Origin of the sequence: Methylobacterium sp. Leaf112, assembly GCF_001423295.1 — a bacterium.
Lineage (GTDB): Bacteria > Pseudomonadota > Alphaproteobacteria > Rhizobiales > Beijerinckiaceae > Methylobacterium.
Window position 1 is genome coordinate 110257 of the sequence record NZ_LMNG01000012.1, and the last position, 21539, is coordinate 131795.

Annotated in this window: 17 protein-coding genes; 6 read left to right on the forward strand and 11 right to left on the reverse strand. The window is 70.0% G+C overall.

The genetic code is table 11. The features are described from left to right. The first annotated feature begins 112 nt into the window (after positions 1-112). Positions 113-3169 carry an Rne/Rng family ribonuclease gene (locus ASF52_RS07280; protein WP_056169931.1) on the forward strand — a complete coding sequence of 1019 codons (3057 nt, stop codon included), beginning with the start codon at positions 113-115 and terminating at the stop codon, positions 3167-3169. A 95-nt stretch (positions 3170-3264) separates the two neighbouring features. On the opposite strand, the gene ASF52_RS07285 is transcribed toward ASF52_RS07280, so the two are convergent. The 5 genes from ASF52_RS07285 to ASF52_RS07305 form a co-directional block, all read right to left on the reverse strand. Then, on the reverse strand, positions 3265-3687 hold the full coding sequence (locus tag ASF52_RS07285) for an FKBP-type peptidyl-prolyl cis-trans isomerase (RefSeq protein WP_056169934.1): 423 nt from the start codon (positions 3685-3687) through the stop codon (positions 3265-3267). A gap of 58 nt (positions 3688-3745) precedes the next feature. After that, the gene (locus ASF52_RS07290; RefSeq protein WP_056169939.1) at positions 3746-4930 is read right to left on the reverse strand and encodes a GNAT family N-acetyltransferase; all 1185 of its coding nucleotides are present in this window, start codon (positions 4928-4930) and stop codon (positions 3746-3748) included. Continuing rightward, positions 4927-6288, reverse strand: a complete 1362-nt coding sequence (locus ASF52_RS07295) for a lipopolysaccharide biosynthesis protein (RefSeq protein WP_056170664.1) — start codon at positions 6286-6288, stop codon at positions 4927-4929. Before ASF52_RS07295 ends, ASF52_RS07290 begins: the two co-directional genes overlap by 4 nt. A gap of 199 nt (positions 6289-6487) precedes the next feature. Beyond that, positions 6488-7465 carry an SGNH/GDSL hydrolase family protein gene (locus ASF52_RS07300; protein WP_056169941.1) on the reverse strand — a complete coding sequence of 326 codons (978 nt, stop codon included), beginning with the start codon at positions 7463-7465 and terminating at the stop codon, positions 6488-6490. Then, complete coding sequence (locus ASF52_RS07305) at positions 7423-8523, reverse strand: OpgC family protein (protein ID WP_056169944.1); 1101 nt, start codon at positions 8521-8523, stop codon at positions 7423-7425. The genes ASF52_RS07300 and ASF52_RS07305 overlap by 43 nt, the downstream gene beginning before the upstream one ends. Before the next feature lie 347 nt (positions 8524-8870). Here ASF52_RS07305 and ASF52_RS07310 point away from each other — a divergent pair, with 347 nt between their 5' ends. Together ASF52_RS07310 and ASF52_RS07315 are read left to right on the forward strand one after the other, a co-directional pair. Then, entirely contained in the window at positions 8871-10424 is a 1554-nt protein-coding gene (locus tag ASF52_RS07310) for an ATPase domain-containing protein (RefSeq protein ID WP_056169946.1), read from the forward strand. Continuing rightward, positions 10411-11451 carry a sensor histidine kinase gene (locus tag ASF52_RS07315; RefSeq protein ID WP_056169949.1) on the forward strand — a complete coding sequence of 347 codons (1041 nt, stop codon included), beginning with the start codon at positions 10411-10413 and terminating at the stop codon, positions 11449-11451. Before ASF52_RS07310 ends, ASF52_RS07315 begins: the two co-directional genes overlap by 14 nt. Before the next feature lie 9 nt (positions 11452-11460). On the opposite strand, the gene ASF52_RS07320 is transcribed toward ASF52_RS07315, so the two are convergent. The 6 genes from ASF52_RS07320 to tpiA form a co-directional block, all read right to left on the reverse strand. Further along, a complete protein-coding gene (locus tag ASF52_RS07320; RefSeq protein ID WP_056170667.1) occupies positions 11461-11847 on the reverse strand; it encodes a hypothetical protein in 387 nt (128 codons plus the stop codon). After that, positions 11847-13418: a S10 family peptidase gene (locus ASF52_RS07325; protein WP_200937385.1), complete on the reverse strand. Its 1572-nt coding sequence runs from the start codon at positions 13416-13418 to the stop codon at positions 11847-11849. The genes ASF52_RS07320 and ASF52_RS07325 overlap by 1 nt, the downstream gene beginning before the upstream one ends. A gap of 23 nt (positions 13419-13441) precedes the next feature. Continuing rightward, a complete protein-coding gene (locus ASF52_RS07330; protein WP_056169957.1) occupies positions 13442-13894 on the reverse strand; it encodes a DNA polymerase III subunit chi in 453 nt (150 codons plus the stop codon). Between the two features lie 142 nt (positions 13895-14036). Further along, entirely contained in the window at positions 14037-15665 is a 1629-nt protein-coding gene (locus tag ASF52_RS07335) for a CTP synthase (RefSeq protein ID WP_056169960.1), read from the reverse strand. A gap of 196 nt (positions 15666-15861) precedes the next feature. Further along, complete coding sequence (gene secG, locus ASF52_RS07340) at positions 15862-16302, reverse strand: preprotein translocase subunit SecG (RefSeq protein WP_056169963.1); 441 nt, start codon at positions 16300-16302, stop codon at positions 15862-15864. A 132-nt stretch (positions 16303-16434) separates the two neighbouring features. Next, a complete protein-coding gene (gene tpiA / locus ASF52_RS07345) occupies positions 16435-17199 on the reverse strand; it encodes a triose-phosphate isomerase (protein WP_056169966.1) in 765 nt (254 codons plus the stop codon). A 210-nt stretch (positions 17200-17409) separates the two neighbouring features. Between tpiA and ASF52_RS07350 the strand changes: the two genes are divergently transcribed. From ASF52_RS07350 to ASF52_RS07360, 3 genes are all read left to right on the forward strand, one after another. Beyond that, positions 17410-19314 carry a SurA N-terminal domain-containing protein gene (locus ASF52_RS07350; RefSeq protein ID WP_056169968.1) on the forward strand — a complete coding sequence of 635 codons (1905 nt, stop codon included), beginning with the start codon at positions 17410-17412 and terminating at the stop codon, positions 19312-19314. A gap of 7 nt (positions 19315-19321) precedes the next feature. After that, positions 19322-20845, forward strand: a complete 1524-nt coding sequence (trpE, locus tag ASF52_RS07355; protein ID WP_056169971.1) for an anthranilate synthase component I — start codon at positions 19322-19324, stop codon at positions 20843-20845. A gap of 63 nt (positions 20846-20908) precedes the next feature. After that, positions 20909-21523: an anthranilate synthase component II gene (locus ASF52_RS07360; RefSeq protein WP_056169973.1), complete on the forward strand. Its 615-nt coding sequence runs from the start codon at positions 20909-20911 to the stop codon at positions 21521-21523. Positions 21524-21539 lie beyond the last annotated feature (16 nt).

Genomic DNA, 21539 nt, shown 5'->3' on the forward strand with positions numbered 1-21539 from the left:
GGATCGTCGCGCGCGTTGACCGTCCGGCCCGATGGGCCGGGACGGGGCGGCACGCCACGGGAGCCGCTCGGTTCGAGGAGAACGACGTCGGCCGCCCTGTCGAAAGTTCGTCATGGCCAACAACAACAAGATGCTCATCGATGCGATGCACCCGGAGGAGACCCGGGTCGTCACGGTCCACGGGTCTAGGGTCGAGGAATTCGACTTCGAAGCCGCCAACCGGCGCCAGCTTCGGGGCAACATCTACCTCGCCAAGGTGACGCGGGTGGAGCCTTCGCTCCAGGCGGCCTTCATCGAGTACGGCGGCAACCGCCACGGCTTCCTCGCCTTCAGCGAGATCCACCCCGACTACTACCAGATCCCGCTCGCCGACCGGCAGGCCCTGCTCGAGGACGAGGCGCGCGACGCCGAGGAGCATCGCGAGCGTGAGGAGCGCAAGCCCCGCCGCCGCTCGCGCGGCCGACGCGCCGAGGCCGCCTCGGCCAAGACCGCCGAGACCGTGAGCGTCGCGGATCCGTCGGCCGACGCCGCCGAGATGGACGTCTCGGCCGTGAGCGTCGGTGAGCAGACCGTGTCCGGGTTCGACGACACGGCGGCGCATTCGGCCGAGACGGGCAGCGATGCGTCCGCCGAGCTGGCTCAGGCCGAGCACGCTGTGGAATCCACGGAGGAAGCCGTTGCCCAGGCGAATGCCGACGAGGCACCCGCGACGGACGCTTCCGCAACCGAGACTCAGGCGACTGGAGCGGCTCCCGAGCCGCACATCACCGCCGAGGCGCACGTCGCTTCGGCGCCTCATGTCGAGCCGGCCGCCGAGATCGCCCTCGAAGCCGCGCCCATGGGCGGGTCCGCCGAACCCGTCGCGGCCCCAGCCGAGACCTCCGAGGACGAATCCGACGAGGACGAGTCCGATGAGGAGGACGAGGACGAAGACGACGATTCGGATGAGGATTCCGACGAAGACGACGATTCGGACGAGGACGACGACGAGGACCACGAGGGCGAGGACGGCGAGCGCGAGCCCAAGATCGCCCAGGTCGGCGGCAACGGCGACGCCCTGGCCGAGATCCCCGAGCGCCCGCGCACCTATCGCCGCCACTACAAGATCCAGGAGGTGATCAAGCGCCGCCAGATCATCCTGGTGCAGGTCGTCAAGGAAGAGCGCGGCACCAAGGGCGCGGCGCTCACCACCTACCTGTCGCTCGCCGGCCGCTACTCGGTGCTGATGCCCAACACCGGCCGCGGTGGCGGCATCTCGCGCAAGATCACCAGCGCCGCCGATCGAAAGCGCCTCAAGGAGGTCGCGCAGGATCTGGAGGTGCCCGAGGGCATGGGCGTCATCCTGCGCACGGCCGGCGCGTCCCGCACCAAGCCGGAGATCAAGCGCGACTTCGAATACCTCATGCGCCTGTGGGAGAGCGTGCGCGAGCTGACGCTGTCCTCCTCGGCCCCGGCCCTCGTCTACGAGGAAGGCTCGCTCATCAAGCGCGCCATCCGCGACCTCTACAACAAGGACATCGACGACATTCTGGTGGCGGGCGACGCGGCCTACCGCGAGGCGCGCGACTTCATGCGCATGCTGATGCCCGGCCAGTCCAAGGTTGTGCAGCCCTACCGCGACCCGACGCCGATCTTCGCGCGCCACGGGGTCGAGCAGCAGCTCGACGCGATGTTCTCGACCCACGTCACCCTGAAGTCCGGCGGCTACCTCGTCATCAACCCGACGGAGGCCCTCGTCTCCATCGACGTGAACTCGGGCCGCTCGACCCGCGAGCACGACATCGAGGACACGGCGCTCCGCACCAACCTGGAGGCGGCCGAGGAGGTCGCCCGCCAGCTGCGCCTGCGCGATCTCGCCGGCCTCGTCGTCATCGACTTCATCGACATGGAGGAGAAGCGCAACAACCGCGCGGTCGAGAAGAAGCTCAACGAGTGCCTGAAGAACGACCGCGCCCGCATCCAGGTCGGCCGCATCTCGCCCTTCGGCCTGCTCGAGATGAGCCGTCAGCGCATCCGCACCGGCATGCTCGAGAGCTCGTCGCTCCCCTGCGTTCATTGCGGCGGCTCCGGCTTCGTGCGCGCCACGGCGTCGGTGGCCCTGCAGATCCTGCGCGCCATCGAGGAATCGCTCCTCAAGAGTGCCACGCACAACCTCGTGCTGCGCACCCGCACGGAAGCCGCGCTCTACATCCTCAACCAGAAGCGCGGCCACCTGCACGAGCTGGAGGTGCGCTTCGGCGTGACCGTGACCATCGCGGCCGACGAGCGCCTCGCCACCACGGCGGCGTTCCAGCTCGACCGCGGCGAGCCGGCCGTACGCGCCGAGGGCGCCATCACGGGCGTCCGCGCCATCGCCATCAACCCGGCGATGGAGACGGAGGACGACGAGGAGTTCGAGGACGAAGTGGTCGAGACCGCCGAGGCCGAAGCGGAAACCGAATCTCAGGCGTCCGACACCGAGGAGGCCCGCGAGGGAACCAACGAAGGCGGCGAAGGCCGCGGCGGCCGTCGCCGGCGTCGGCGCCGTCGTGGTGGACGTCAGGATAGCGGCGCTCAGGTGGGCGGCGAGGACGAAGGCCGGTCGGAGTCCGAAGAAGACGAGTCCGATGAGGCCGGATCGACGCTCCAGGCCGAGGAGACGGGCTCCGAGGTCAACGGCTCGACCGAGATCGTCACCACGGGCGAGGATGACGGCTCCGGCCGTCGCCGTCGCCGGGGCCGTCGCGGTGGCCGGGGGCGCGATCGGGACAGCCGTTCGCGCGACACTGCAAGCGAGTCGACGGACACGGACGCCGAGGCCTCGGAGTCCGAGACCGTGGCCGATGCCCCCACGGCCTTCGCGGGCGGCGAGGAGCCGGTGAGCGCGGAAGCCGTCATCGCGGCGACGCAGGCGAGCGCCGACCCCGTCAGCCAGGATCTGCCGGTTGGACAGGATCTGCCTGTCGCCGAGGATCTGCCCGTCGCCTCGGCGCCCGAGCCGGCCGCAGCGCAGGTCGACGAGCAGGCTTCCCGGGCGCCAGCGTCCGCCGAGGTCGAGCCGAGCGCGGAGCCTGCGGTTGCGGCTCCCACGCCCGAGCCCGTCGCCGTGGTCCTGACGCCGTTCGATCCCGACCGGCCCAAGCGCGCCGGCTGGTGGTCCCGCACCAAGGCCGCCCTCTCGGGCGAGTGAGGCGCAGCCCGATCGGGTTTGAGAAACGAAGAAAGGCCGGATCGGGGCAACCCGATCCGGCCTTTCGCGTGTTGAGCCAGCTTGAAGTGTTCGGCCTACTTGGCGCCGAGAAGCTCAACATCGAAGATCAGGGTGGCGTTGGGCGGGATCAGGCCACCGGCACCGCGTGCGCCATAACCCTGGTCGGACGGGATGATGAGGGTGCGCTTGCCGCCGGTCTTCATGGTGGCCACGCCCGTATCCCAGCCGGCGATGACCTGACCGGCGCCGAGCGTGAAGGTGAAGGGCGTGCCGCGATCCCGCGAGGAATCGAATTTCTTGCCCGGCTTGCCGTTGTCGTCGAGCCAGCCCGTGTAGTGGACGCTGACCTTCTGGCCGGCCTTCGGCTCGGGTCCGGTGCCGACGACCTCGTCGCGGTACTGGAGCCCGGAGGGCAGGGTCACGGTCTCGGCGGCGGAAGACGCTGTGGTCATGGCGAGGAACAAGGCTCCGGTGAGGGCGAGGGTCGGGCGAAACATACGGCGCTTCCTGTCTGGCGAACCGATGTGGGCCAGTCGCGAGGCACGATGTGGGGCGTCAGCCCCTGCCCATCAACCTCTGAGCCAACGCGCTCTCGGCGAGACGTCGCTTCGCTTGCGCCCGGGCGGCGTGCTCGAACCGGGCGAGACGAACCCGCCGCTCGACGGACACGAGCCCGCGCACGCCCTCGGGGGCAGCGATGATCTCCGCGACGGTCTCGCGATCCGGGTAGAGGCTTTCCAGAGCCGAGCCAGCGAGGGTCGCGGAGTCCAGGCGCTCGGCGAAGCCGGTCTCGTGAAGCGCGCGCACGATCTCGGCTTCGAGCACGAGGCCCGGCGCCCCGGCCCGCTCGGCTTCGTCGTAGGTGGTCTTCAGCAGGCAGGCGGTCCCGCCGGCAACGAGCGCGAGGCTGATGGCGAGGGGGCGCCCGTCGCGCATGAGGAGATCCGCCCGCGCGCCGACAGGCCCGCCCGCATCGGAAAAGAGCGCCCGCGCGAAGGCGGCATGCGAGGTGCGGCATGCCAAGGCGCTTCCGGCGGCGCCCTTCCATCCGGCCTGTTCCAGGGCCAGGAAAGCCGCTACGGCCGCGCGCAGGGGTTCACCTGCGGTGGCGGTCTCGAGGGTCAGGGCACCCCCCTCCGACAGCCTGCGCCGGCGCCGGCGCAGATCCTTGAGACGCGCCCGGTTGGGATGGTCGGCCTCGAAGGCAGCGAGAGTGGCGCGCCGATCGAGCACCGGCCGCCGGAAGGCGTCGACCTCGCCGAGCGCCCAGCCCGCCGCGTTCAAGGCGGCGGAGAGTGCCCGTCCGAGGTGGGTTCCGGTGGCGAGCAGCGGCCAGCGCCAGGGCCGCCCGCCGGATGCGGCGCGCAGGCCCGCCACGAGGGAAGCGAGGGTCGCCGACAGCTCCGGTCCGTCGGCGACGAGGGGCAGGGTCGCGGTGACGAACGGCGACAGGAACGGACGGGCGACGGGACGGCCGAGGCCGCACAGGTCGTAGGTGAGCCGGAACGGCAGAACGGCGTCGAGGCGGTCGCCGGACCGCACCGTGACGATCCGCAGATCGTCCGACACGAGGCCGGCACCGCGGTGCGCCTCCAGAACGTGGCGGCTGTAATGCGGGTGCGGATCGATGGCCCGCGCGAAGAGGCCGTCCCAGGCGGCCCCGTGCCGGGAGAGGTCGGTGAGAGCGACGACGGCGAAGGTCGGATCGGGTCCGGATATCCGGCGGGTCGGAGCGATCATCGGTCTCGTATCCGAAAGGAGCCGAGCCGGACCGGCGTGGCGAGGCCGTGGATCGCGTGGGCGGCGATCGCCATGGCGAGGCCCCGCACGGTGGTGGCGACCGCCATGGCGATCGCGGCGCCGATGACGCCGTAGGGCGGCACCAGCACCCAGCACAAACCGGCGGCGAGACAGAGCATCGCCAGGGTGACGGCCGCGCAGACGCCCTCGCCGCCCAGCATGGTCAGAAGGTCCTCGCCCGGCCCGAAGACGCTCGCGGCGACGCTGCCCGCCACTAGAATCGCGAGGATCGGCAGGCTGTCGCGGAATTCGGGGCCGAACAGACCGAGGAGCAGGGGCGCGGCCGCCAGCACGCCGGCCCCGACGAGAAGCGTCGCCGCCAGGGTCAGGGCGCCCTGCATCCGCACCAGGGCGGCGAGGCCGCCCCGGTCCCCGGCCGCATGGGCGGCGGTGAAGCGCTGCGCCGTGGCGGCGGAGGCGGCGAAATGCACGAAGGCGACGAATTGCTGGATGCGGGTGGCTGCAAAGTACAGGCCCACGGTGGCGGGCGGCATCAGGGCGCTGAGGATCACCACGTCAACGACGTTGAACCCGGCGCTGGCGAGATCCGTCAGGGCGATGGGCAGGCAGGCACGCAGCCAGGGGCGCCAGCGATAGGCGCGCGGCCCGGGCGGATGGACGGCACGCAGGCGGCGGATGAGACAGATAGCCTGGAGGGACGCCGCGAGCGCCGTGGCCAGGAGGGTGCAGGCGACGGCGACCCAGGCCTCGGCCGGAGCGCCGGACCACACCGCCCCCACCATCGCCGCCATGATGAGCCCCTGGCGCAGGAGGTAGGGCGGCGCGATGGCGAGCACCGCCCAATTCTGACTGCGGGCGACGCCCTCGCAGAAATCCTGCAGGGCGAACAGGGGGAGGATGGCGGCGGCGAGCAGGATCGGCGCACCGTAGGGGCCGGCGAGCAGCGTTCCCTCCGCCCGGAGGACGAGGAGCCCGGCGCCCGCCAGCAGGCCGGCGGCCAGCAGCGTGACCACGGCGCCGCCGAAGAGGAAGCCCCGCACCGCGTCGTCGCGGCCCACGGCTTGGTCCGCCGGCAGAAAGCGGCAAGCCCCCTGCGACAGGCCGAGGGTCGCCGAATGGCCGAGGATGCCGATCCAGACCCAGACGGCCGCGAAGATGCCGTACTCGGTGCCGCCCATGAGGCGGGCCATGAGAACCTGCGCGACGTAGGCGAAGCCGGCCGAAGCGATACGGATGGCAAACACGTCGAGTGCGGCCCGGGCCGGCCCGGAGCGGGCTCCGCGCAGACGCGCCGCGAGGGTGCCCCAAATCGATGCGCCGATGCGATCCGTCGCCATGCCCATTCGTGCGTCCCCGGCCCGACGATCGGGTCTAGCGCACCGGCCTTGCGAGGGGGTTAAGTGCGACGACCCGGAATCGGCGCGTCGGCTAGAGTTGCGCCCGACCACGTTGGGTCGGGACGTATCGCGAAACCTTTATTTTGCCGCGCTCTTTCCCCAGAACCAGCATTCACTTCGGCGGAGAGCGCTCTCGGCATCAATCGCCGGGGGCGACGAGGACGGACGGCGGTGGGGACGCCGCCTTGATCGCCGCATCGCGCGGCGGGACGATCACGGCCGTGGGCGTCTTCGTGGTTCCGGTGACGACGGTATCGGCCTGGAGAAGCGACAGGGTGATGGCACGAGTGACGTGTTCGGCCATGCAGCGCAGGCCGAGGTCGTTGAGGCGGAACTGGGAACCGAGCAGGTGCCCCTCCCCCTTCTGGCCCTGGCCCGACAGGTAGCGCATCGCCTCGTAGCGCTGCACCAGGGGCACGCCCTCGCGGACGGCCACCTCCTGAACCTTGCGCACTAGGCTGTTGTAATACTCGTCCGCCGCGAGGCTCGCCGTATAGACCGGGGTGACCAGCACCACGTCGATCTCGTGGCCTTTGATCCACTGCACGGTCTCGTCGAGGGCGTTGGCGAAATCCTCCGCGTCCACCCGCGCGAGGGCGTCGTGGGTGCCGACCTGCCAGATCACGAGGTCGGGCTCGATCTCGGCCACCATGTTGCGCAAGCGCTCGGCGGCGCCGGACGCGATCTCGCCCTGCATGCCCCGGCTCTCCACCACCACGTCGACATCGGGCAGGGAGCGCTCCAGGGCGGTCTCCAGCTTCACCGGGTAAGTCGCCGACGCGCCGGGGCCGGCCGACGACGAGCCCACGGTGAGCACCCGCACCGGCCGCTTCTCCGTCAAGGCGAGCTTCACCGCGCCGAGACGCGCCAGGGTGTACAGCTTCGAGCCGGGCACCCGGCATTCCGGCGACAGGGTGACGTCGAGGGCCTCAGCGCCGTCCGGCCCCGGCGCGGTCATCACCATGGTCTTCGGCGGCGAGACCACGGTGGCCGGGCCCGCGGTGGGCGCGGGCGCCGACGGCTCGGCGCGGACGGGGCGGCAGGTTGCGGCAAGTGTCAGGCCGACGGCGAGCGTCAGGCTGGCGGCGAGGAGGGCCGCGGCTTGCGGGAGCGCCATTCGACGAACCATGCGGTGAAACCCAGTGCGATCAGGCCCGATCCTACGACGGAAACGTCAACGAAGACACCGCCACCCGTCCAGAAGCGGACGAGTTGCGCGGCCAGACTCAGGAGCGATCCGATGGAGAACACGGCGAGGGAGTTGCGGCCGAGGCCGGCGAGGTAGCCCGCCACCGGGCCGAGGCGTGGTGCCAGCACGGCGTAGAGGGTCTGGAACGCGAGCAGCATCCCGAGGAAGTGGATCAGCCGGGCGGGGGTCAGGTAGGTCTTGTCGAAGGTGAAGAGCAGGCGCGGCTCCGGCACCAGCAGGGGATCGGGCCGGATCTCGAGGACCGACAGGACGATGCCCGTCAGCACGATGGCGATGCCGAGGGGCACGAGACGGACGGACCAGGTCCGCAGCCACGGGGAGCGCCGGTTCCAGTCCTCGGCGACGAACCCGAGGACGAGGAGAAGCTGCCAGCACAGGGGATCGAAGAACCAGTCGCCCTCCCCCGGCCAGGACGGCAGATTCAAGTCGAACACCAGGCTCGCGAAGTAGAGCCCGAACGACAGGGCCAGCGCGGCGACGCGGCTGACACGGGCCAGCAGCACGAAGATCGGCGCGATGCCGAGGAGCACCACGTAGAGCGGCAGGATGTTGAAGAAGCCGAGCTGATGGGTCAGCAGCGCGAAGCCGACCATGGTTTGGATCGGATCGGCGAAGAACCCGCCGGCATTGTGCCATTCGAGGAGAAGCGGATTGTCGAGAACCAGGGCGGTGCCGGCGATCATCGCCAGGGCGAGGGCCATGGTGGTGATCTGCGCCCGATAGACCTCGATGGTCCGCGACAGGAGTCGCAGCACGGATTTCAGGCGCGGTTCGGGGCGTCCGTCCCGTCCCCGCGTGGCGATGCCGATGGACCAGCCGGCGAGGAACACGAACAGCTCGGCCGCGTCCGAGATGCCGTACTGCGAATAGGTATAGCGCTCGAAGGTGTTGCCGGGGATATGGTTGACGAAGATCGTGACGAGGGCGAGCCCGCGCCAGAAATCGATCGCGTTCGGTTCGCGCATCGGACAGTCCGGGTTCCGTCGGCTCGAAAGGGCTTCGCGGGCGTGACCGACCCGGACGGACCGCTCCATGCGGTCAAGGCCGGTGGTGATACGGTGCCGGGGGCCTTCTGCAAAGGCTTGACTGATCCGCAAGAATGCTGCGGTGAAGCGTCGGCGGTCCGGTCGGGACGCGGTGAAGCTCTATGCCACGCAGGCCCGGTTGGAACCCCGCCCGCTCCCACCCGTTCAACGGCGCTGGGAACGAGAGAATGGCGTATCTTTTGCCCGTCGGTCGAAGACGCTTCGCCGGCTCGGCCCTAGGGTGCCCAAGGCCTTGATGACAAGGCCCCGATGAACAGAGTCGCCGAATGACCACCCCCGCCACCGCCGACGCCATGCCGATCCCCACGGGGGTACCGGGGCTCGATCACATTCTCAACGGCGGCTATGCGGCCCAGCGGGCCCACCTCATCGAAGGGCGCCCGGGCAGCGGCAAGACCACCCTCGGCCTGCAGTTCCTCATGGACGGCGTGAAGCTCGGTGAGCGTGCGCTCTACATCACCCTCTCGGAGAGCCGGCGCGAACTCCTGTCGGTGGCCGAACGCCACGGCTGGAGCCTCGACGGCATCGACATCTACGAGCTCGTCCCACCCGAACTCAGCCTCGACGCGAAGCTGCAGCAGAGTCTCGTTCATTCCTCCGACCTCGAACTCGGCGAGACCGTGCGGATGGCCCTGGCGGAGATCGAGCGGGTCAATCCGTCCAGGGTGGTGTTCGACAGCCTGTCGGAAATCCGCCTGCTCTCCCAGGGGTCCCTGCGCTACCGGCGCCAGGTGCTGGCGCTCAAGAGCTACTTCCTTCTCAACAACGCCACCGTGCTGATGCTCGACGACCTCAGCGCGGAGGAGAACGACCTCAATCTCCACTCCATCAGCCATGCGGTGATCCGCCTGGAGCAGGTGACGCCGGATTACGGCGCCGGGCGCCGTCGCCTGCATGTCATCAAGATGCGCGGCACGAAGTATCACGGCGGTTATCACGACTTCACCATCCGGAAGGGTGGCCTGCGCGCCTACCCCCGCCTCGTGGCCGCCGGGCATCACACGACCTTTCCGGAGGAGACCGTCTCCAGCGACGTGCCCGAACTCGACCGGGCGCTCGGTGGCGGCCTCGACCGGGGCACCACGACCCTGGTGATCGGCCCCTCGGGCGCCGGCAAATCGACCCTCGCGCTCAGCTATCTCGCCGCCGCCCTCCGACGGAAGGAGCGTGCGCTCATCCTGTCCTTCGACGAGACCATCGGCATCCTCCTGCGGCGTGCCGCCGGTGTCGGCATGGATCTCAGCGGTTTCGTCGCGGAGGGGCTCCTGCGCATCGAGCAGATCGATCCGGCCGATGTTTCGCCGGGTGATTTCGCCGGACGTATCCGCGACGCCGTCGAGAACGATGGCAGCCGGATCGTCGTCATCGACAGTCTCACCGGCTACATGAGCGCGATGACGGGCCAGCCCGCCCTCGTTCTTCAGATGCACGAGCTCGTGACCTACCTGAACCAGCAGGGCGTGGTGACCATCCTGATCCTCGCCCAACACGGCATGGTCGGGCGGATGGATTCACCCGTCGACCTCACCTACGTCAGCGACGCGGTGGTGATGCTGCGGTTCTTCGAGGCGTCGGGCCGGGTACGCCGTGCGCTCTCGGTGCTGAAGAAGCGCACGGGCATGCACGAGGACACGATCCGGGAATTCCGGATCGACACCCAGGGCCTGCGCGTGGGCGAAGCACTGACGGGCTTCCGCGGCGTTCTCACCGGCGTGCCGACCTACGAGGGCGACCGCCGCGATCTCCTCGACGACCGGGAAACGGGCAAGCCGACTCGCACCTCCGAGACCCAGGCCGGCGCCAGCCATGCCAAGCCGTGACGCCAACGTCCTGATCCTGGCGCCCGTCGGTCGGGACGGAGCCGTAGCCGCCGCGATCCTACGCCAGGTCGGGATTCCATCGCGGATCGAGACCAGCCTCGAGGATCTCGTCGCCGGTCTCGACGGCGCGGCCTGCGCGGTGGTCACCGAGGAAGCGCTTCTCAAGTCCGATCGCCGGGACATCGCCGGTTGGGTCGAGCGCCAGCCGCCCTGGTCGGACTTCCCCTTCGTGCTCCTGAATCACCGCGGGGCGACGCCCGACGAACGGCTGACCAGCCTCCTCGGCAACGTCACCGTCCTCGAGCGCCCGTTCCACCCCGCCGTCTTGGCCAGCGCCGTGCGCTCGGCGCTGCGCGCGCGGCGTCGGCAATGGGAAGTCGAGGCGCATCTCTTAGAACGTCAGAAGACCCACGAGCGTCAGGCGCTCCTGATTCGCGAACTGCATCACCGCGTGAAGAACACCCTTGCGACGGTGCAGGGCCTGCTCGGGGCGACGGCGCGCAGCACGAAGACCATCGAGGCGTTCTACAGCTCGTTCTCGGACCGCATCGTCTCCCTCGGCAAGACCCACACCCTGCTGACGGAGGATTACTGGCAGACGGCGCCCCTGCACGAGCTGCTGCAGAACGAACTCGGCCATTACAACGCGGCGGATGGCGGACGCATCGCCCTCGACGGACCGGCCATCGAGCTCGCCGCCGACCTCGCGGTTCCGGCCGGGATGGCGTTCCACGAGTTGACCACCAACGCGGCGAAGCACGGCGCCCTGTCGCAGCCGGGCGGCCGGATCACCGTGACGTGGTCGGTGGCACAGACGGAGAGCGGCCGGACGCTCAACCTCGATTGGACGGAATCCGGCGGCCCGCCCGTTTCCGTGCCGGAGCGCAAGGGCTTCGGCTCGACCCTGCTACAGCGGGTGCTGGCCCAGCAATGCAATGCCCTCGTGGCCATCGACTACGACCCGGCGGGCCTGCGCTTCCATCTCGAAGCGCCGATGCCGGAGGAGCGGCTGGTGCCGAGCTACTGAGGCGATGCGCTACTTCACGATCCGGTCGAGGCGGTTGTTGACGAAGAAGTACAGCTCCTTGGCGCCGGGCTCCGTATAGAGCACCTGCACCTCGCGGCCCGAGCGGCCCTCTCCGACGAGGACGTCGGTGGGCGGTTTGCCCTTCAGGCGCACGAGATCGCATTCGCCGATGCCGGGTTCGATGGCGGCCGCTCCGGTGGGAACCGGACCGGAACAACTTCCGTCCCCATTCAGCACCGGCCCCGAGAAAGTCGGGGCTGGAGCGGGCCTCGGGGCGGGCGTCGCCACCGGCACCGGCTCGGGCGCCCGCGTCTCCGTGCTTGTACAGGCGGAAAGCCCCCAGCCGGCGAGGACGAGGAGCCCGAGGGGCGACAACCGATGGGCGGGGCGTGGGATCACAATTTGTCCTTCGACATGGGCTTTTGCGGCTCCACCACCGTGCCGCGTGCCTTGAGCGCCTCTTCGAACAGCGCGGCGGCGTCCTTGTGGAAGGCGGCGCGGGAATCCGGACGGGAATAGAACATGTGTCCGCCGGGGTACACGGAGAGGCTCAAGCGCCCGCCGCCGAAGGCCGGCATCTGGTCGATCAACAGCTTCGAGGCGAAGTAGGGCGTCACCAGATCGGTGAAGCCGTGGGCGACCAGCACCCGCAAGTTGCCGTCGAGGGCGAGGGCGCCGCGCAGGGCACCGAGGGCTTCGGGCGCCATGCGTCCACTTCCCCAGGTCCAACTCCGGTTGACCGCGCCGTTGAGGAGTTCGTAGCGCAGATCCGGCACCTTCCAGTTCAAGCGCTCCGCGTAGAGGGCGATCATCGCGCTGGTGAGCGGTGCCTGGATGGCGGTGAGCAGCGGGTCCTCGAAGCCCGAGGACAGGGCCGACGGGTCCGGGTCCCAGCCTGTGACGCCGGTGTCGTAGGCGCTGGCGACACGTCCGGTGTCGCGACCGATCTCGCGCTGGACACCGCTCGACGAGAGCCGCCCGGCCTGACGCCGCACGAAGGCCGGATCGAGCCCGGCCAGGGCCCCGACCCGGTCGCCGAGGCGTGCGACGGCGGCCGCATCCGACGGTCCTTTCAGAAGGTCGGCGAGGTAGGGGCCGGTGGCGTAGGCCTCGGCCTCGGCCAGGGTCGCGCGGGTCGGCGTCCCGCCCGCCCGCTCGATGGCGGCGGCGGCGAAGGACGGCAGCTTCAGCATATGCCCCCACGGCGTGGTGCGGGGGGTCTGGAGCCAGGCGAAATCGAGGACGGGTGAAAGCAGGACGAGGCCGGACAGGCCGACGCCGATCTCCTCCTGGAGCTTGGCCGCGATGAGCGGCCCCCGGAACCCGCCATAGCTCTCGCCGACGAAGAACTTCGGCGCGGCCATGCGTTCGTTGGTGCGCAGCCAGCGGGCGATGGCCGAGGACAGGATCGAGGCATCGGCGTCGACGCTCCAGTACTTCTTGCCGTCGCCGTCCGCCGCGCGGCTGTACCCGGTACCGACGGGATCGATGAAGACGAGGTCGGTGAAGTCGAGCCAAGTGCCGTCGTTGGGCACCAGGCCGATGTGCGCCGACGGGCTGATGCTCGCGCCCTCGACGGGCAGGCGCCAGGGCCCGATGGCCCCGATGTTGAGGTAGGCCGAGGCCGCCCCCGGGCCGCCGTTGAGGGCGAAGGTGACGGGGCGCTGAGCGCCCGCCCTGCCCGGCATCGAGTAGGCGATGAAGGCGATCTCGGCCTGGAGCTTACCGGCCTCGTCCACCAGGGGAAGACTGCCGGCCCGGGCCGTGAACGCCAGCGTGCGCCCGTCCGGCAGGGCGACGCTGTGCTCGGTGACCGCGTCGGCCGGGAGCTTGCGCCCCTCCGGCCCCCGCGCCTCGGGGGGCTTTCGGGTTTCCTGAGTCGGTCGGTCGCCGTGGGGCGAGGGCTGGGCAGCGAGGGGATTTGTCAGGAGCAGCACGGCCGCGAAGCCGAGGGCGAAGCGTTGCATGGTCTGTCCTCGGGAAGCGCGCATCAGGCTTTCTTCTGCCAGCGGCCGTCTTCGTCCTGCTGCCAGTAGGCGATGGCGTGGCCGGCGGCCTTGGCCTCCTTCCACTGCTCGCGGGCGCGCAGGAGCGCGTCCTGGTCGGTGCCGTCGAACAGCACGCAGATACGGGCGTAATCGTCGGCATCCTCCGGCAAGGCTGCCCCCTCGACGAGGAAGCGGATGGCAGCACCGTTGGGGTTGGCGCCCTTCAGGGTCAGCACGACGGGATGGCCCGCATGATCCGGGTCGCGGTCGGTGCCATGGGGCAGGAAGCTGTCGTCGGTGTAGGTCCAGAGGCCGTCGTCGAGGGCCTGGAGCCGCTCTTCCGTCGCGACCTGGATCGCCGCGCGCCATTGCCGCTCCAAGGAGCGCTCGACGAGGCTCGGCAGCACCCGCTCCAGGGGCTGGTGCTGCAGGTGGTAGAACAGGATCTCGGTCACGCCCCCTCCTGGCCCGGTCGCGACGACACGGGGCGCGAGCGACCCGAGTCCTGTCGGCACCAGAGTTAGGCATGCCGGGGAGGATAAGGAAGCGCTCATGCGCCGCGCGGAAACGTTTCCCGGCGCGGCGCGTCGTCCCGGCTCAGACCAGCCGGCTCTGCACGATGGCGGCGCCGACGAAGCTCTGGAACAGCGGATGCGGCTCGAACGGTCGGGATTTCAGCTCCGGGTGGAACTGCACGCCGATGAACCACGGGTGGCCGACATGCTCCACGGTCTCCGGCAGCAGCCCGTCGGGCGACAGGCCGGAGAAGCGCAGACCCCGGGCCTCCAGGCGCTCGCGATAGGCCATGTTGACCTCGTAGCGATGGCGGTGACGCTCGGAGATGGCCGTGGTGCCGTAGATCTCGGCGATCTTCGTGTCGGCGTGGAGCGTCGCGTCGTAGGCGCCGAGCCGCATGGTGCCGCCGAGGTCGCCAGCGGCCGCGCGCTGCTCCAGTTCGTTGCCGCGCAGCCATTCCGTGAGGAGGCCGACCACGGGCTCCGTGGTCTCGCCGAACTCCGTCGAGTTCGCATCCGGCACGTCGGCCAGCGACCGAGCCGCCTCGATCACCGCCATCTGCATGCCGAAGCAGATGCCGAAATACGGAATCTTCCGCTCCCGGGCGTAACGTGCCGCCCGGATCTTGCCCTCCGCGCCGCGCTGGCCGAAGCCGCCGGGTACGAGGATGCCGTTGATGCCTTCGAGGAACGGCGCGGGGTCCTCGCGCTCGAACACCTCGGCCTCGATCCATTCGAGGTTGACCTTCACCCGGTGGGCGATGCCGCCATGGGTCAGGGCCTCGGTGAGCGACTTGTAGGCGTCCTTGAGGCCCGTGTACTTGCCCACGATGGCGATGGAGACCTCGCCCTCGGGGTTGCGCACGCGCTCGGAGATGGTCTGCCACTTGGTCAGGTCCGGCTCGCCCTTCGGTGTGATCCCGAAATGCGCCAGCACCTCGCGGTCGAGTCCGGCTTCGCGGTAGGACAGCGGCACGTCGTAGATGGAGGCGACGTCGCGCGCCTCGATGACGGCGGTCTCGCGCACGTTGCAGAACAGGGCGAGCTTGCGGCGCTCGTCCACGGGAATCGGCCGGTCGCAGCGGCACAGCAGCAAGTCGGGCTGGATGCCGATGGAGCGCAGCTCCTTCACCGAGTGCTGGGTCGGCTTGGTCTTCAACTCGCCGGCGGACGGGATGTAGGGCAGCAGGGTGAGGTGGACGAAGGCCGTGGCGCCGCGCGGCAGTTCCTGGCCGAGCTGGCGGATCGCCTCGAAGAACGGCAGGCCCTCGATGTCGCCCACCGTGCCGCCGATCTCGACGAGGACGAAGTCGAACGCCTCGTTGCCCTCGAGCACGAACGCCTTGATGGCGTTGGTGACATGCGGAATCACCTGGATGGTGGCGCCGAGATAGTCGCCGCGCCGCTCCTTGGTGATGATGTCGAGGTAGATCCGGCCGGTGGTGATGTTGTCGGCCCGCGTCGCCGGCAGACCGGTGAAGCGCTCGTAATGGCCGAGATCGAGGTCGGTCTCGGCGCCGTCGTCGGTGACGAACACCTCGCCGTGCTGCGTCGGGCTCATGGTGCCCGGATCGACGTTGAGGTAGGGGTCGAGCTTGCGCAGGCGGACCGTATGGCCGCGCGCCTGGAGCAGAGCCGCGAGGGCGGCCGATGCGAGACCCTTGCCGAGCGAGGAGACCACGCCGCCGGTGATGAAAACGTACCGCGTCATGGGCCTCGGTTCATAAACAAGGGTGGACGATTCGCCAAACCACAATAACGCTTATCCCCCGCGCAAGCCGGGCATGCACGGAATGTCGTCCGTTCGGGGGGCGTCGGTTCGGGTTTCCAGCCCGGATGGGCCGGTGCCGACCCGGCAGCGAAACGTCGGGCGGGCGTGGAAAGCGGCGGGTATCCGTCGACTGCGATCAGCGCGACTGCGGCGCCTCGGGGGCGACAGGCGCTGTCGGCGCGACCGGCGCAGGGGCGGCGCTCGGAGCCGGCGCGGCGGCGCCCGGAGCCGCCGGCGGCGTGCCGCCCTGCTGCTGCCGCAGGGTATCGAGGAGATTTCCGGCATTCGGCTGGCCGGCGGGCGTCGTGGTGCCGGCGCCGTCGAGGATCGAGCGTGGGGCGGCGCTGCGATGCGACAGCACGCCGAGGGTCATGCTCGTGGCAAAGAACAGCGCCGCCAGGATCGCCGTGGCCCGGGTCAGGGCATTGGCCTGTCCGCGCCCGGTCATGAAGCCCGAGACGCCACCGCCGCTACTGCCGCCGCCGAGCCCGAGGCCGCCCTCCGAGCGCTGGAGCAGCACCACGGCGATGAGGCCGAGCACGACGATGAGGTGGATCGAGATGAGGACGGTCTGCATCGGTTATCCAGGGGCGGCACCGCCGGGGGCGCACGCGGGAGGGATCGGGCGCGACGCACGCACCCCGCGCCGGCCGGTGATTTGAGCCGGCTGTTACACCAACCCGCGCCGGAACGCCAATGGGCCGCCGGGTCAGCGGGCGTAAGCGCCGACGATCCCCAGGAAGTCGTTCGCCACCAGGCTCGCACCGCCGACGAGTGCGCCGTCGACGTTCTCGACCGCCATGAGTTCGCGGGCGTTTCCGGGTTTGACCGAGCCACCGTATAGGATGCGGACCTTCGCGGCCTCCGGGCCGATGAGCTGTCCGAGCATCTCGCGCAGGGACGCGTGCACCTCGGCGATGTCGGACGGCGTCGGGGTCAGGCCGGTGCCGATGGCCCAGACCGGCTCGTAGGCGATGACCGTGTCGGCGCCCGTAGCGCCCTTCGGCACGCCGATGGCGAGCTGCGCCCGCACGATGTCGAGGGTGCGGCCCTCCTCGCGCTCGTCCTGGGTCTCGCCGACGCAGATGATGCCGCACAGGCCGGCGCGGCGCGCGCCCAAAGCCTTGGCGTGGACGCCGTCGTCGGTCTCGTGGTGATAGGCCCGGCGCTCGGAATGGCCGACGATGACGTAGGAGGCGCCGAGATCGGCGAGCATTTCGGCCGAGATGCTGCCCGTGAAGGCGCCGCTCGCCTTGGCGTGGAGATTCTGGCCGCCGATGGCGATGGGCGAACCGTAGACCGCCGCGACGCAGGAGGAGATCAGGGTCGAGGGTGGACAGATCAGGACGTCGACCTCGCAGAGCAGATCCGGACTCAGACCGTTGCGAACGGCCTCGACCACGGCGACGGAGCCGCGCAGGCCGTTCATCTTCCAGTTGCCCGCGACCAGTGGCCTGCGCCCCGCCTTCGTCATGGAATCTCCGCTCCGCGTCTCGACCCGTCCAGCTTCGCGCCGGCCCTACCAGATCAGCCGGGCCAGGCGCAAACCGGCGGAGCGCCGGAGCGGCGGTCTTTGCGCGGCGGTCTTTGCGATGGGGCGCGGATGGTCTATCGCGGGCGACCTTACAGAACGGGGCCGGTCTCGCCGCGCCCCGTTCCCGAAGACAAGAACCCGGACGCTTCGATGCTGACGAACATGCGCAAGGCGAGCCAGCACTGGCTCGGTAAGATCATCCTCTCCGTGGTGTTCGTCTTCCTCATCGCCGGTGTGGCGATCTTCGGCGTCGAGGAGTTCTTCCGTGCCGGCTCCACCAGCACCGTCGCGACCGTGGGCAAGACGCCGATCTCGGCCGAGGCCGTGCGCACGGCCTACCAGAACCAGCTTCAGCGCTACCAGAGCCAGACCCGCCGCACCCTGACGCCGGATCAGGCCCGGGCGCTCGGCCTCGACCGTCAGGTGCTGGCCCAGCTGGTGAGCGAGGCCTCCCTCGATCAGCAGACGGCGTCCCTCGGCCTCAGCATCCCCGATGCCGCGGTCCTGCGCGCCATCCGCGAGGAGAAGAGTTTCCAGGGCGCAGACGGCAAGTTCGATCCGTCGCTGTTCTTCCAGACCCTGCAGCGTGCCGGCCTCAACGAGGCGACCTTCGTGCGCGAGCAGCGCTCCGTCGCCGCCCGTCTCCAGCTCGCCGAGGCCGTGGCCTCCGACCTTCACGTGCCGGCGGCCCTGCGCGAGGCCGTGCACCGCTACACCACGGAGCGGCGCGCTGTGGCGCTGATGCTGCTGCCGCCCTCCCTCGTCGGCGAGATCCCGGCGCCCACGGACGACGCGATCAAGACCTTCTACGAGGAGAACAAGTTCGCGTTCCGGGCGCCCGAGACCCGCGCGGTGAACCTGCTGGTCCTCGATCCCCAGGCCATGGCGAAGCCCGAGGCGCTGAGCCCCGAGGACATCGCCAAGCGCTACGAGGCCGACCGGGCGAAGTACGGTACGCCCGAGCGCCGCACGATCCAGCAGATCGTGTTCCCCGACGAGGCGGCGGCGGAGGTGGCGCGCCGGAAGATCGAGGCCAACGTGGCGCCGTTCGAGGCCGTGGCCGCCGAGAGGGGCGCCGACGCCAAGAATCTGACGCTGGGCACCCTCACCAAGGCCGAGCTGTTCGACAAGCCCGTGGCCGACGCCGCGTTCGCGTTGCCCAAGGACGCCGTGAGCCAGCCCGTGAAGGGCCGGTTCGGCACGGTGTTGCTCCGGGTCACCGCCATCGAGCCCGAGACCCTGAAGCCGCTCGCCGACGTCCAGGCCGAGATAGCCAAGGCCATCGCGCTGGAGCGGGCGACGAGCGGGATCGAGACCGCCCACGACGCCATCGAGGATGCCCGCGCCAACACCAAGTCGCTCCCCGAGATCGCCAAGGATCGCGGTCTTCCCCTCGTGGCCGTGCCGGCCCTGAACGCGCAGGGCCTCGACGCGGAGGGCAATCCGGTGGCCGGCATCCCCGACCGCGAGACCACCGTGGCGGCCTTGTTCCGGTCAGAGATCGGTGGCGACAACGAACCCCTGCGCACGAAGTCGGGCGGCTATGTCTGGTACGACGTGACCAATATCGATCGCGCCCACGACAAGCCCCTGGACAGCGTCCGCGACGAGGTCGTGGCCCGCTGGCGCGCCGCCGAGAGCGCGCGCCTCCTCGCGGCCAAAGCCAAGGAGCTGTCCGACCGCCTCGACAAGGGCGAGACCGTCGAGGCAGTGGCGCAGGCCGCCGGCCTCAACGTCGAGACCGTGTCCGACATCGCCCGCAACCAGCCCCAGGGCGACCTCACCGCCGACGTGGTGAACCGCATCTTCGCAACCGCCGTCGGCAAGGCGGCCTCTGCGGAGGCCGGCGAGCGCCGGGCCCTGTTCAAGGTCACGGCCGCCACCATGCCGGCCTACGTCCCCGGCGCCCCGGCCGACGAGGCCATCGCCAAGCGCTTCCAGTCGACGCTCGCCGACGACGTGCTCGGCGAGTACATCGCCGAGGTGCAGAAATCGGTGGGCATCACCGTCAACCAGACGGCCTTCCGCCGCGCCGTCGGCGGCGGTGAGTATTGACCGGGCGATGACACAGGCATTGGACGACGCGGCCTTCGTGCAGGCCTACGAGGCGGGACGTCCGACCCTCCTCAACCTCACCCTGTTGGCCGACCTCGAAACCCCCGTCGCCGCGTTCCTGAAGCTGCGCGCCAGCCATTCGGGAGCGGCTTTCCTGCTCGAATCCGTCGAAGGCGGGGTCGTTCGCGGCCGCTACTCGATGATCGGGCTCGATCCCGACCTGGCTTGGCGCTGCCGCGACGGCCGACCGGAGATTGCCCGCGACCCCGGCCTGACCGACTTCGTACCGGACGCGGCGAGCCCGCTCGCGAGCTTGCGCGCCCTCATCGCCGAGAGCGCCATCGACCCCGACCCGGACGCCGACGCCCTGCCCCCCATGGCGGCGGGGCTGTTCGGCTATCTCGGCTACGACATGGTCCGCGCCATGGAAAAGCTGGGCGAGCCGAACCCCGATCCGCTGGGCGTGCCCGACGCGATCCTGGTACGCCCCCGCGTCATGGTGGTGTTCGATTCCGTGCGCGATGTGATCACCGTGGTCGGCCCCGTGCGGCCGGAGCCCGGAATCCCCGCGCGCGCCGCCTACGAGGCCGCCCTCGCCCGCCTCGAGCGGGTGGCCGATGCCCTGGAAGGCCCGCTCCCCATCGAGGCGCGCAGCGACCCGCGCGCCATGGCGGCCCCCGAGCCCGTCTCGAACACCACGCCGGACCAGTATCTCGGCATGGTGGCGCGGGCGAAGGAGTACATCGTCGCCGGCGACGTGTTCCAGGTGGTGCTGTCGCAGCGCTTCGAGGCGCCCTTCACCCTGCCGGCCATCGCGCTCTACCGCTCCCTGCGGCGCACGAACCCGGCCCCGTTCCTGTGCTACCTCGACTTCGAGGCGTTCCAGGTGGTGTGCTCGTCGCCCGAGATCCTCGTGCGGGTGCGTGACGCGCGCGTCACCATCCGGCCCATCGCCGGCACCCGGCGGCGCGGCGCCACGCCGGCCGAGGACAAGGCCCTGGCGGCCGAGCTCCTCGCCGACCCGAAGGAGCGCTCCGAGCACCTCATGCTGCTCGATCTCGGCCGCAACGACGTCGGCCGCGTCGCCAAGATCGGCTCGGTGACCGTCACCGGCTCGTTCTTCCTCGAATACTATAGCCAGGTGATGCACATCGTCTCCAACGTTGAGGGCGACCTCGATCCACGCCACGACACCCTCGACGCCCTGGCGGCGGGGTTTCCGGCCGGCACGGTCTCGGGCGCGCCCAAGGTGCGGGCCATGGAGATCATCGACGAGCTGGAGCGCGAGAAGCGCGGTCCCTACGGCGGGTGCATCGGCTATTTCGGCGCCCGCGGCGAGATGGACACCTGCATCGTACTGCGCACGGCCATCGTGAAGGACGGCCGCATGCACGTGCAGGCCGGCGCCGGCATCGTCTACGATTCCGACCCGGCCTCCGAGCAGCAGGAATGCGTCAACAAGGCCAAGGCCCTGTTCCGCGCGGCGGAGGACGCGGTGATGTATGCGAGCCAGGCGCGGCGGGGGCAGTAGGCCCCACGATTGACCGGACCGCCCTGCGCGGTCAAACCTCCGTGCATGGCCAGTGAGCGAACGATGTCCAACGTCCTCGTCATCGACAATTACGACTCGTTCACGTGGAACCTCGTCCACCTGATCGGCCCCCTGTGCGGGTGCATCGAGGTCGTGCGCAACGATCAGGTCACCCTGGCGGAGATCCGCGAACGGGGCCCCGATGCCGTGGTGCTGTCGCCGGGCCCGTGCTCGCCCAACGAGGCCGGCATCTGCCTCGAGGTGGTCAAGGACCTCTCGGCCGAGATCCCGATCTTCGGCGTCTGCCTCGGGCTCCAGGCCATCGGGCAGGCCTTCGGCGGCGACGTGGTCCGGGCGCCGGCACCCATGCACGGCAAGGTCTCGTCCATCGAGCACCGGGCGTCCGGCATTTTCCGCGGGCTCAACGGCCCGTTCGACGCGACGCGCTACCATTCCCTCGTGGTCGAGAGGACGAACTGCCCGGAGGCCCTGGCGGTGACGGCGGAAGCCGACGGACTGATCATGGGGCTGCAGCACACGCGCCTGCCGGTGCACGGGGTGCAGTTCCACCCCGAGAGCATCCTGTCGCATCACGGGTCGCAGATTCTGCGGAATTTCCTCGACATCGCGGCGGCCTGGAACGCGGCACGTGACAAGGGCCGGCCCGGCGTGCATTGAGCGATCGGTCAGCACT